This is a genomic window from Colwellia sp. MB02u-14 (assembly GCF_014076915.1).
Classification (GTDB): domain Bacteria; phylum Pseudomonadota; class Gammaproteobacteria; order Enterobacterales; family Alteromonadaceae; genus Colwellia_A.
Map to the genome: position 1 here is coordinate 14,900 of NZ_JACGUX010000081.1, position 12,297 is coordinate 27,196.

The 12,297-nt window shown below is 39.4% G+C and carries 11 protein-coding genes; 3 read left to right on the forward strand and 8 right to left on the reverse strand.

The features are described from left to right. Positions 1-118 precede the first annotated feature (118 nt). From H4J52_RS14265 to H4J52_RS14275, 3 genes are read left to right on the forward strand one after another with little or no spacing between them, the layout of a single operon-like run. On the forward strand, positions 119-1,393 hold the full coding sequence (locus H4J52_RS14265) for an oligosaccharide flippase family protein (protein WP_310649643.1): 1,275 nt from the start codon (positions 119-121) through the stop codon (positions 1,391-1,393). After that, entirely contained in the window at positions 1,386-2,396 is a 1,011-nt protein-coding gene (locus tag H4J52_RS14270) for a glycosyltransferase family A protein (protein WP_182179347.1), read from the forward strand. Before H4J52_RS14265 ends, H4J52_RS14270 begins: the two co-directional genes overlap by 8 nt. 24 nt (positions 2,397-2,420) lie before the next feature. Beyond that, the gene (locus H4J52_RS14275) at positions 2,421-2,828 is read left to right on the forward strand and encodes a hypothetical protein (protein ID WP_259366662.1); all 408 of its coding nucleotides are present in this window, start codon (positions 2,421-2,423) and stop codon (positions 2,826-2,828) included. 195 nt (positions 2,829-3,023) lie between these two features. Here H4J52_RS14275 and H4J52_RS14280 read toward each other — a convergent pair whose 3' ends face one another. The 8 genes from H4J52_RS14280 to H4J52_RS14315 form a co-directional block, all read right to left on the reverse strand. Next, a complete protein-coding gene (locus tag H4J52_RS14280; RefSeq protein WP_182179349.1) occupies positions 3,024-3,869 on the reverse strand; it encodes a glycosyltransferase family 2 protein in 846 nt (281 codons plus the stop codon). 38 nt (positions 3,870-3,907) lie between these two features. Continuing rightward, the gene (locus H4J52_RS14285; RefSeq protein WP_182179351.1) at positions 3,908-4,852 is read right to left on the reverse strand and encodes a glycosyltransferase family 2 protein; all 945 of its coding nucleotides are present in this window, start codon (positions 4,850-4,852) and stop codon (positions 3,908-3,910) included. Between the two features lie 4 nt (positions 4,853-4,856). Further along, on the reverse strand, positions 4,857-5,948 hold the full coding sequence (locus H4J52_RS14290; protein ID WP_182223869.1) for a polysaccharide pyruvyl transferase family protein: 1,092 nt from the start codon (positions 5,946-5,948) through the stop codon (positions 4,857-4,859). Next, on the reverse strand, positions 5,941-7,209 hold the full coding sequence (locus tag H4J52_RS14295) for an O-antigen ligase family protein (protein ID WP_182223870.1): 1,269 nt from the start codon (positions 7,207-7,209) through the stop codon (positions 5,941-5,943). Before H4J52_RS14295 ends, H4J52_RS14290 begins: the two co-directional genes overlap by 8 nt. Next, on the reverse strand, positions 7,164-8,558 hold the full coding sequence (locus tag H4J52_RS14300) for a hypothetical protein (RefSeq protein WP_259366661.1): 1,395 nt from the start codon (positions 8,556-8,558) through the stop codon (positions 7,164-7,166). Before H4J52_RS14300 ends, H4J52_RS14295 begins: the two co-directional genes overlap by 46 nt. 8 nt (positions 8,559-8,566) lie before the next feature. Then, the gene (locus H4J52_RS14305) at positions 8,567-9,856 is read right to left on the reverse strand and encodes a polysaccharide biosynthesis/export family protein (RefSeq protein WP_259366660.1); all 1,290 of its coding nucleotides are present in this window, start codon (positions 9,854-9,856) and stop codon (positions 8,567-8,569) included. A gap of 369 nt (positions 9,857-10,225) precedes the next feature. After that, entirely contained in the window at positions 10,226-10,924 is a 699-nt protein-coding gene (locus H4J52_RS14310; protein WP_259366659.1) for a sugar transferase, read from the reverse strand. A gap of 8 nt (positions 10,925-10,932) precedes the next feature. Continuing rightward, on the reverse strand, positions 10,933-12,225 hold the full coding sequence (locus H4J52_RS14315; RefSeq protein ID WP_259366658.1) for a WecB/TagA/CpsF family glycosyltransferase: 1,293 nt from the start codon (positions 12,223-12,225) through the stop codon (positions 10,933-10,935). Between the last annotated feature and the right edge of the window lie 72 nt (positions 12,226-12,297).

Genomic DNA, 12,297 nt, shown 5'->3' on the forward strand with positions numbered 1-12,297 from the left:
AAGCTCAATATTTAGATTCAATAAAAAAATACCCCTTAAAATTCAATTAGTTGATTTTCTGTATACTTGGAACGATTCTTGAGTTATTTATTATAATTCTCTTGATCAGGTAAGCGTTGTGAAATTTGAATTAATGCAAGTTGAAAATAGACGTTTACTCGATAACACCACTTGGTTATTACTGACAGAGGCTGCTGCTAAAATTTCTAGGATACTCGTGATCTTAGCTTTAGCCGCTCATTTATCAGCTATTGAATATGGTACCGTCATGCTCGCATTAGCCTGCCATGAAGTTCTTAGGCTGATATTACGCTCAGGTGCTGGCGCACAAATCATCCAGTGCTCTGAAGATAAACTCAAGCAATATGCTAAAAATGGCGCGATATTACAATGGTTAGTGTGTCTGTCGTTAGCTGGAATTCAGACGACTTTAGCTAAACCTGTTGGAAATTTTTATAATAATCCCGAGGTGACTCAATTACTCGTAGCGATGGCCAGTGTTTATCTACTGTATCCGTTGGTCAGTATTAAAGTATTTTTAATTCACCGTGCAAGTAATATGCGTTTCTATAGTGTACGAAATGCCAGCTGTATTCTGGCTGAAAACCTAACCATTACTATATTTACCATCTTTGATTTTGGCATTATGTCCATTGTCTATGGAAAATGGGTGTTTGGACTCCTATGGGTATGCCTATTTTATTTCGCTCCGGTGAAACACTTTGGTATTGGCTTTCAGCTTAGTACATTTTTGCTGCTTTGCCGCACCTCTGGTCAATTACTGTTAACCGAATTAGCAAGGGCATTACGCATGCAACTTGACATGCTAATTGGTGCTCGTTTATTAAGTCCAGAAATGTTTGGGCTGTATAGCTTCGCAAAAAGTGCTGGCGTTGGCTTAAGTCAGTCGCTTAATAATGCATTTAATTCAGCACTTTACCCCTACCTTTGTGATAAACACAGACAAGGTCAATTATCACAATATATCCGTTGGATCTATCTGGTTACTACTGCCGTTGCATTGTTATTTTTGTTGCAAGCCGTCGCCGTACCTTTTTACGTACCGTTGCTGTTTGACCAACAATGGCAACAGCAATACCTTGTTATTTCATTGTTATGTTTAGCGGCATTATCTGGACTTTACATTGACACTCATTGCAATATATTACGATCACAGGGAGCCTATCAATGTGAATTATACGTGCGTTTGTTTTGCTTACTTGCCAGTACACTGGGTTTACTGATTTTCCAAACAAAGACGCCAGAAGTTTTCGCTTTAGTTGTATTGGCAAGTAGTACAACTTGGCTATTGGCTCTACTTTTTAGGCCAACCATTAGCCAGAATATTACCTCATTTAAATCACTGTCAATAAGGAGTAAAACTAATGAATAAACAATCGTTACCGATAGTAACAGTGGTTATTCCTATGTATAACGTTGAAGATCATATTCAACAGTGTATTGAATCTGTATTAGCTCAAACGTTTCAAAACTTTGAAGTGATCTGTGTTAACGATGGCAGTACAGACAGCACACTAGATAAACTTAGGCAATTTACTGATCCACGTATTAAGCTTATTCAACAAGTCAATAGAGGTTTGTCAGGTGCGCGTAATAGCGGCATTCTTGCCGCTAGAGGACTCTATGTTGCTTTGCTTGATGCTGATGACTTTTGGGCAAGTGAAAAACTAGCCTATCATGTTAATCATTTGAATAGTCATCCCAATGTAGGTGTAAGTTATTGCCCTTCTTTATTTGTCAATGAACAAGGGGGACTAATGGGTATAGGCCAATTCCCCAAGCTAAAAAAGATCACCTGTAAAGATATCTTCTGCCGTAATCCTGTTGGTAATGGCTCTGCGCCGGTGATCCGTCATCGACTACTTCGCGAAATGACTTTTGAGTGTCCAAAAACGGGTCATCTCTGTGTATTTGATGAAGAGTTAAGTCAATCTGAAGATATTGAACTCTGGCTCAGGATCGCATTACATGAAAGGTGGAGGTTTGAAGGTATTGATGTCCCTCTGACCTATTATCGAATAAACAATAGCGGACTATCGGCCAATGTAACAAAGCAATACGCGAATTGGTGCTTAGCTGTGAAAAAAAATATTGTCGGCCATGAAGAATTTTTTCAACGTTATCTGGCTTTGGCTAGGGCCTATCAACTTCGTTACCTTGCTCGAAGGGCTATTCGTTCCGGCAATAGCTGGAGTGCACTTAAGTTAATCCACAAAGCGCTAATTACTGATCCTAGAATCATAGTTGAAGAACCAATCCGGACCTTTGCAACGTTTGGCTTCGCATTAATATCAATCTTACCCCTGTCGTGTCATCGTATGTTGGAGAATATAGTTATCAATTATGTTAAGTATTGTGGCCATAGTATCCGTTAACTACTTACAACAAAGGAGTTTTTTTTGAATAATAAAAAAGCAATTAGACAAGATCCCGACATCATGAATTTCCTGAGTCGCCTACCTCAGATGTCTGCAGCCAAATTTAGTGATAGCGAACTCGAACATATTAAAGTGGCGATAGGAACCGCCAAGTATCGTAAACATAAAGTTGATGTAAGAGGAACAATCCCTATTTTTTTTACTGAATACCGCATATATTATGTGTTGTTAATGGGGCTCAATCTCCGTTCGCTTAACCGGCGAGAAAAATCATTAGCGCTAGCGGCATTATTCGTTATATTTAGCGTGTTTGTCTTATTAAGCTCAGCATCGGGTTTAGTTATCTTATATCTGCTCAAATCAGCTTTGGGTATCGATTTACTGGAAGGTGTTTCAATGGGCTTGTGGGGATGGTTTAATGACATATAAAAATATTATTAAGTTAAAATAGTTTCATTAAAAATGATTGAAATACTCAGTAACAATGAGTTTTTTAATCGTTTAAGCTTGTCTATCAGTTACTCAAAAGTCAAGAACAGTATGCCATAGTTAAACTGCAGAGAAACTGCTCTTAAAGATTTACCCGAGTTGCTTTAACAAAGGCTCTGTTAGGGCTGACGACCGCTATATCGGACCAAAAAACTTGGCAATGAGCTTATCTTTTAGTGATAACACATTCTTGGCGCGCCAGATCAACCAGTATCTGGTTTGACTTGCGTAAAAACTTAATCTGTCCATCAGTGGAAAGACCATTTTTTTATTGTCATTATGATAAAAACACTCAGCTGATTTTTTTAGCCAGTCATCATCAGATTTGTTTTTAATATGTAAAAAACTAAAAGGGTTATTTAGACGAATTTCTCTGCGCATTTTTATCTGTTCTGGCGTGCGTTGAGCGTAATGGCGACAAATAGGCGATGGATGATATAATTTACGACAAAACGGCGGCACCTTACCACTCATATCTTCAGGCCAACTTTTCTCTGGCGAATTTTTGAAAAAGCGTGGTTCTCGCCAATTTATGCGATAATAACGCCGCCGCTGTGAGACCAACAGCGTTTTATCTTCTTTCTGGTATGCCGCTAAGTCATTATCAGTGAAGTAAAACTGCGCTTGCCATACGCGCATTTGATTTTTTTTACCCTGCATTGCCTTAATTAACATTGGACGGGGATCGTCTGTTAGCATTTCATCAGCATCCAAGATGTACCACCAATCAGATGCCAAAAAGCGCGAATGAAACATATTATAGATCCTATTCCTTAATTGATTTCGGTAGATTTCATCGCTATGAGCGGCGATGACAACTCTAGGATCTTTTGCCGCTTTCCCACAGATGAGCTCCCAACTGCCATCGGTTGAGCCATTGTCAAAGACATAGATATTGTCACAAAAGCGCAAAGCATTATTGAGCGTTTCTATAATGATATCGACTTCATTTTTGATGATACAAATAGCATTTAATTTCATAATATTGCCTTGTACTGATGTCTGTTCATATGAATGGATTACTCTTTAAGCTGAGTAAAATAAGCTCTTGGAGATGAAATAAGTTTCACTATTAGCCAGACATAAAAGCCAAAGTGATGAAAAGGTTTAAACTTACAGCATGGATATTTCAATAATTGCTTTGCTATTACTAGGTTTCCGGCCGCTAGATTTAACTTAACTAACTGACAGGTATGCGCTGCACAATAAGTTAAAATAGCTTTATTCAAACGAGCATCAGTAGACTTATTCTCTACCCAGTCGACTAGTCGCTTGGCAAAAGGCAATAAGTCATTAGGCAGGTGTCTGTCACAGGCTCTATTTTCACTGTCTATGTGATATTTTAATAGGACTAAGGGTGAGTAAACAATGCTTGCCCTTATAGCGATTTGGGAAAATAATGCTTGATCTTCTCCCATAGTTTCACCAAGAGGGAACCCGCCAACTTGCTTAAATAAACGGCGTGTTATGACCGTGCTAGATGCCATAAACGGCAGATCGCCATGTCCGGCAATGGAAAAATAATTGTTAAGCACACATCCTTGAGGAGGAATGTGACCTATAGCAAGGTTGGGATCGATAAAAATACCATGCTTACCAACTTTTTGGTAATTACTTGCAAAGAATTCGTGGCCGGGGAAACGTTCAATCAATTTACTCATTTCCAATAAAAAAAACGGTGACCATTGATCATCGGCGTCGATAAAGGCGATATGTTCATATTTCGCTAGAGAAACGCCATAATTTCGGGCAGCAGATACCCCTAGATTTTTTTGTTTGACTAACCTAACCTGCGGAAGGTGAAGGGCTAAAACTTTTTCTGCACTACCATCAGTTGAGCCATCATCAACAATAATAATTTCTGCCGCTAGAAAGCGTTGTTGACTGATGGACTTAAGGGTTTGGCAAACACTTTTAGCCTTATTGAATAAGGGGACTACTACTGAAAACTTTGTTGTATTCATACCATTATCTCCAATTTAATAATGTCGCTTTAATAGCCTCATCGGTCTTCATCGTCGGCAAAGAGAAACCGATACTAAGGCCTTTTGTTAAGGTGTCAGTCAAGGTTTTAGGACAAAGTTCTACCGCGTCAAATTGATATTGCTCAGGAACCCCAACCTGCTCACACCAACTCTTACACTTTGTATGATAAATTATCGATATAGAGGGAGTATTCGCCAAGTAAGACATTATCGCCGCGTGTAGTCTCATCGAGACGGTTGCTTTAAACCGAGCCATTCGCTGTAATACGCGAAATGGGTTTGGATCATAGGGAATATGGACCACGGGGATATAGTCGGGTAAACCAAGGATTATTTGCTGATGTACATGAAAGTCACCAAAAACAGGATGTCCATTGAAATCTAAGAGATAAACATCTTCATGAGTCTGCTGCCAGATTTTTTCAATAGCCTCAATGGCTGTTTTGATGCGGCGATGTTCATTATCAACATTGGTGTGGCCGAAGGCGTCTACGGCCTGTTGACAAAAATTGAACATCACTCCTTTTCGTTCTATTGCCACGAGACGATTGGACTGATGACATAACAGTAATGGCGCAAGATCAAAGGTTAGTTTTACATTAGCCATTGGTGCAATAGCCTTGGCTATTTCTAAACTGTTGGCATCTCGTACACCAATAAAACCACATTCAGATAAAAATTTAGCACAAGCTTTTTCTGCCTTAATAGATTCGAATGCCTCAATACCTACACCAACACAACGACTTGATTTACCGTTGGTTAATGTAATTAGGTGTCGTTTAAATTGGATGTCCTTTTCACTATGTAAAACCGAGCCCCCCCCAAAGATTATATTTTCACTTAGCAACGCATTTCTATAATGCAACAGACGATGGTGACCACGAAATTTAGCCGAAGGAAAAGCCAAAATATCACCAAATTCTGGACAGCTAATGCTACTAGTGCTGCTCACTAAGTGTCTTTGATATCCCAATAGATGATGTATTGCCCAGCGGCTTGTATAAAGTAAAACGTCGTCACCGGTATTATTCATCCCATAATAGCCCATGAGGTAGGCATTGAATTTTTTAAACATGTTGACCTCTGCCTTGAAGATTTTTAAGTACCATGCCGATCCAAAATAGCGCTGGCCAATATAAATAGGCCAAAATTTCAAGATTTTCAAAAAAACTGTAGCTGATAATAATCAACAGCATACAAAGTGCCGAGCGAGCCTGAATGCTGCTATGGGCAAAAATCAATAGATATAACGTACTCAAGATCATTGGGATGGCCAATGCAAAAAAACCAACAAGTCCTTTAACGAAGAGTAAGCCATACCAGCTGTGATGTGAACCAATAGGCATAAACTCAACAATTTTTGGACCTGACTCAACGATGCCATGTCCCCAAATAGGTGCTTCATCACGCCAACGCTGAATAGCAAGGTTTTCAAGCGCAGCACGCACACGAGTGGATGCGGGGCGTGCTTCTTTAACTTGTTGATAGATATTAATTACTGATTCATATAAGGGTTCACCTAAGAGTAAAATAATGGGCAACAGCAGTCCAAAAGCGATCAGTAGCCAAGGTTTGTTAACTTGGCTGGCAAGCATATATGTTGGGACAATTACGATGAAAATAGCCCAGCCTGCACGAGATTGTGACAATAAAGCCATCACTATACAGCCGGTAAGTCCCCAATTACGGTAGTTTTTATCTTTTTCTTGTAAACAAAAAATAACAAAAAGGCAGCTAAGTAATCCGGCAGCAGTAGCCCAAGGTGCAAAAAATTGCCAACGTCCAGCAGCTACCTCTGGATTGGTTTGGTAAAGACTGACCATAAAAAAATTCTCCCCTGAACCGCCCAAAATTTGCAGGGGGGAGATAAATAATTTCCCTGGCAATCCAGTCATGTAAAGTAACCATGTTACAACACCAAATATAGCGCTATGTTTGGCAACGATGCACACCGCTCTTATTAAGACTTCAGGTTTAAGCTTGACTATTGCCCCCAGCATTGGAAACAAACCCAAAAGTGCCCAGCCTTTTGTCCATCCAACGGTGCTTTTGATCGTTTGAGTGCTACCTAAAGACCATTGTTCATGTGCGACCCAAAGACTTATTAGCATCACTAACATCCCAATGATCCATAGCCAAACTAGTACTGGAATACCAGTAAAAGAATTTTCACCTTCAATAAAAGCCCTCAGTGCAACCAAAGCTAACACTGTCCAACCCAAAACTGAGCCCGTGATATAAAGACCACCAATAGCGTATATTGGGTAGGTAAATAGCAAAGCCCCAACTATTAGCTTCTTTTCAAAAGTATCCTGATAATGCGCCTGCGATTCCATAAAACTGTTACTCCTGAGGTAAGGAAAATGAAACCCACTATACCTGCAGCCACTCCAAGCTCAGGAATGGGACTGTCTATTTTAGTCGGTAGTGACGGTTCTGTTAGTAGTTGTAAGACAGGATATGAAGCAAAAACATCCGCTTTACCTGCTTCTAATCTCGCTGCAGCAGAGGTGAAAATAGCTTCAGCCAGATCAAATCTTCGCTGCAATTGATCTAGCACTGCAGACTCTCGGGCAAATATTTTTAACTGATCACTGAGTTGCAATTCAGAGCGCTGTAAGTCATTTATTTCCGCCTGAGTACCTTGTTGACGAGCTTTAGCCTCAATTAAATCAGCAAACATTTGGGCACGTTTTGGATTGACTTCAAGATCAGAGTGAGCGAAGAGATTTGCGGCATGTGGACCAGCTAATTCGTTACTTCTGTGCAGCAAGGCTTCGCGTGCCCCATCGTAACGCTGTTGTTCAGCAATCACTTTGGGGTGACCGATTCCCCAGCGAGATTGATACTCTAAAAGTTGAGATGTACTGGTATCAAGCTCTTTAAGTAAACCTCTAAACTCAACATCTGATTGCAATAACAAAGCCTTACCAGCTAAAGTGGACGATACACCTAAGCTTTCGCTCAAGCCATAACTGTAATCACCAAGATTAGCGGCTTGGGCTTTTAGGTAGAGCTGTTTTTCTTTAATACTTTGTAAACTGGTCACCAGTAACATGAACTGATCTTGGGAGACTAAAAAAGAGCCCTCTTGGAACTGTAAAATATTAGCGCGCGCCTCGTTTAGCCTCACCCGATAATCATCAAGCACTCCCTGAGTACTCTCATCTCGACGTTTGATTTCATCGGCACGCAGACGATTTAATTCTTCTTGTAAACTTTGATAAAGCGCCCAAGCTTTTGCATTCGCTTGTTTAGCACTGATACCTATGATGCTAACAGCTAGAATGGAGGTTTGGGCGGTTAACTTTACCTTTGGTAGTCCATAGCCAATTTCCGACAAAAACATTTTTTCACGAGCCAATGCTAATACGCCGCGGCTTAATAGCATTTCTTTGTAATTTACTCTTGGGTTATATCCACCACCCGAAAAAGGTGCGCTGGTAGTTGATACCACCTGACCAACATTGTCGATAGAGACACTGGAAGAGGTGCCAGTGCCTGGTAAAACTAATTCTAATTCACTTTTATAAACAGGCGCTTTGCCCAAATATAAAAAGACGATGAGCATAATTAATACATAACCTCCTAAGGTAAATGTTAAATAAGGCCACTTGAAAAAACGATAAATTGTAGCTCTAAAACTGCTGCTAGGGGTTAAAATGGCTATTGGATATTGCATCATAAAGCGTCCTAAAATAACAAGGTAAATGGAGTTATTACATCTAAAACAGTTCGTGCGACATCACGCAAATTGGTTACACTAGAGTCGTAACAAGCAATGGCATCATTAGGCATAACGTAAGGATTAATTTCATCACGATTGGCTTCTCGGACCAATTGTTCTATCGAACGCTCAATTACCTGAGTTTGATTTGTCATTGGATTGATACTCGCCAACATGACTTTACGTGAGGCATTAGTCCATTCTTTTCCACCAACACAATTTGCTGAGACTGCAGCTTGGAGCAATTTAGTTCCATAGGGCAGATTGGTGGAATAACTCGTGACGTTTGCACTGGAGTTACTTAGCGCAGAATCAATTAAGTTAGACATAAACACACGAAAACCCTTTGGGGTTATTTGACTGGGGCGCACTAGGTGAGATTGAAAACATCCAGTACTAGGTACTATCACTTGATCGCCTGCAATCAAGGGATAGTCCTTTACGGGTAAACCAGTTAATATTCCGGTTAAATCAACTTCAATTTGCCAGCCTTGGCGTATCAGTATAATCTGGTCTAGTTTTGCATCAGGTCGAATCCCTGATGCCGCTCGGAGCGCTTCTGAAAGTAATCTTTTGTTGCTGTAATCACCACTAGCATTTACTCTTTGGTCCATTCTTTCTGTTGCACTTTTATCGTTAATTAAGACTCTTCCCGGTTGGAAAACAGCACCTGTTACAGGAATTTCTATGGCCGCCAAGTGGAGAACTTTAACGTTTACAGTTGCAGTCGCTGAGCGAAAAATATGAGCTTTAATGAGTGCTAATTCGATCTGCTCAGACAGGTACTTAGGCGACATGCCAGATGCATCTATTGCATTGAGTATTGGTAGAGTTAATAGTCCAAAATTATCCAATACATAGATACCATTAAATCCTTCTCCATATTCCATCATAATTTCTAACATATCTCCGGGGCTAAGAGGTAAGGCATTACGAGAGGGATTAATATTAGCAGGCAAGGGGGTCTGGCTTGGTGATGATGATAATATCGGTTTGTCTACCCGGTAATTCAGTGGTGCAGCAAACTGATCTTTATCAGTACAATTTAATTGACTTTCAAAAGCCTTGGTTGGGATACTTTGCTGAGTGAATAGCTCTCCATGATCATTGATTGAGCCATAAAAGCCTGAAGAGTGATTACTTATTTCTTGTAAGCTATCATTGTTGGCACACCCACTTAAGGTAGTGACACCTAATAAAGCACCGACTAACATCGCCTTTAATAGGGTGTTTAAGTTAAACCAAATATTTTTCATGAAATATTCCCTTTATTGGTACTGGGACGGATCCTTACAGATAAATATTTATTGCACTAAGTAAGCCAACAATAAAAAAACATAAGTATATGTTTTTTTTGGCTTTTACTTTTACTTGCAAATTGTTTTTGCATTTTGGGAGGCGTTATAAGGATGGTTTTTAATTTGCGAAACACAGTAAAAGGGATGATGTTCTGCTAAGAAGCTCTTAATATGATTGTTTAGAGCAACAACAAACCCAATGAAATATTTTTATTGGGTTGTAGTATTATATGGAAAGTGTGAATTCATAGCGATATCGGGTAGAATAAGCGATGTTGATATCGCTTATTTGTAGGTTATTTTATTGGTAAATTCTTTATCGATTAATTAATAAGCCCCTTGAGCTTTTAAGACAACGGGGATCGTAGCCAGTATGATCTTGATATCCAATAAGGTACTTTGTTGCCACAAGTAACTCTTATCGAGATTAACTTGGGTTTTAAAATTGGTGTCTGCTCGCCCAGATACTTGCCATAAGCCAGACAGTCCTGGTAAGCCATTAAGGCGGCCTAAGGCAAGGTATGAATATTCATCGACTTCATTTGACAATGCAGGGCGAGGGCCGATTAAAACCATATCACCGATGATAATATTGTAAAACTGTGGTAGTTCATCAATGGAAAATTTTCGGATGAACCAGCCCATAGTGGTAATACGTGGGTCCTTTTTGTACTTCTTACAGACACCGTCACGATCACTTTGACTTGGATCAGGTTCTTGGTAGTTTGGATCACTTTTAAGATACATTGAACGAAATTTGTACATTCTGAAATGCCGACCATATTTACCGATACGATCTTGACTGTATAAAAAGCTCCCCTTACTTTCTAAACAAATAATGACGGTGGTAATGAGTAAAATCGGCGTCAACAGGATTAATGCCACTAGCGCTATTAACCTTTGAATAAACAAAGGTATTCCACGATGTTTACCCAAAGTCTGCTCCTGTCTAGGCAAGTCGAAATTAGTTGCAATGTCTTGCTCCGCTGGCGTCTCTAGATAAAATATATTGTCAATATTCATCATTAATATCCTTAGCTTGCTTGATTAAGTATAAAAGTACGAATTAAAAATAAAGGGTTACCTATAATGTAACGAGTGAACTTTACTTTAGGCTCTTGAATAAGGCGCCATACCCATTCCATGCCAAGCTCTCTCATCCATAGTGGCGCACGAGATATCTTTCCAGAGTAAAAATCAAATAAACCACCAACCGCCAGAGCCGTCCGACAATTAATGAGATTTTTATGTTGAATGAGCCATTTTTCTTGCGCAGGAGAGCCCATTGCAACGAGCAAAATGTCTGCATTGGATCCATTGATTTTATCAATCACTTTAAGAGAACTGCTTGCCTCGAAATAACCATGTTCGCTGCCAGCAATTTGCAGCCCTGGATATTGCCCGCAAAGATTTTTGGCTGTAGTTTCGGCAACATTAGGTTTTCCACCCAGTAAATAAATTGATACATTATTTGCAATAGCCGCCTTGCATAACCGTGGCAACATATCAGTGCCGTTGACATTATCTTTAAGCTGTATTCCAATTTTTTTAGCAGCAATACGCATGCCTAAACCATCAGCAAAACAACGGTCTGCTTGATTAATATGAACTTTGAATTTTGGGGATTTATGCGCTAGGTTAACCGAATTTACATTGACAAAAAAACTGACTTTACATCTTTGTTTGATTGTAGGCTCCAAGGGTTTAGTCATTACCCAGTTTATTGCCTCCGCCATGTAATCGTTATTAATTTTTAGCCCAAAAAGGGAAAATTTTTCAGGGCAATGTAAGTGTGAACTCTCCCTGCTAAAAATTAATTGACTTATTACCCCTCTACATATCAGTAAAAGGTAACTGGTTCGTGTCCCTGAAAATTGTTTTTCAAGTAAAACGACTTTATCAACAGTATGCAACCCACCAGATTGATGCACTGTTATTGCATCAAAGAAACCTGCTTGAATGTGTCTATAGTGAGACAACGCGGCTTTATCTTTGCTGGTCAGCTCGATATTTATTGGCATACCACATAAACTAATACGTTTGCTAACTACCGCCCCTAATGCCGCTATATTTTTCATCACACCTGAACTAAAATGATAATAGTCGACTACTCGGTTTAAACAATCCTGATGTCGTACTTGTTGCAGTACTGATTTTTTTTGCAAAAGTGCCAGCACGGTATTTACAACAATAATCGGTAAACATAGTACTAATAAACACGTACTAATGACTCGGTTAAATTCACATCCCTTATAGAGCTTATCTTGTGATTGCTTTATTTCTATATTCTTCGGCTTGAACATTATTTGTATAAATTTAGATGACATTTTTTTCTCCGCAAACTAGAAATATTAGGGTTAAGTAGAACCGGTGGTTGTCCTTATCAATTTATCATAAGT

Coding starts and splice junctions, on each gene's coding strand:
- H4J52_RS14270 (WP_182179347.1), top strand. CDS start 1,386: ATGAATAAACAATCGTTACCGATAGTAACAGTGGTTATTCCTATGTAT.
- H4J52_RS14280 (WP_182179349.1), bottom strand. CDS start 3,869: ATGAAATTAAATGCTATTTGTATCATCAAAAATGAAGTCGATATCATT.
- H4J52_RS14285 (WP_182179351.1), bottom strand. CDS start 4,852: ATGAATACAACAAAGTTTTCAGTAGTAGTCCCCTTATTCAATAAGGCT.
- H4J52_RS14290 (WP_182223869.1), bottom strand. CDS start 5,948: ATGTTTAAAAAATTCAATGCCTACCTCATGGGCTATTATGGGATGAAT.
- H4J52_RS14295 (WP_182223870.1), bottom strand. CDS start 7,209: ATGGAATCGCAGGCGCATTATCAGGATACTTTTGAAAAGAAGCTAATA.
- H4J52_RS14300 (WP_259366661.1), bottom strand. CDS start 8,558: ATGATGCAATATCCAATAGCCATTTTAACCCCTAGCAGCAGTTTTAGA.
- H4J52_RS14305 (WP_259366660.1), bottom strand. CDS start 9,856: ATGAAAAATATTTGGTTTAACTTAAACACCCTATTAAAGGCGATGTTA.
- H4J52_RS14310 (WP_259366659.1), bottom strand. CDS start 10,924: ATGATGAATATTGACAATATATTTTATCTAGAGACGCCAGCGGAGCAA.
- H4J52_RS14315 (WP_259366658.1), bottom strand. CDS start 12,225: ATGTCATCTAAATTTATACAAATAATGTTCAAGCCGAAGAATATAGAA.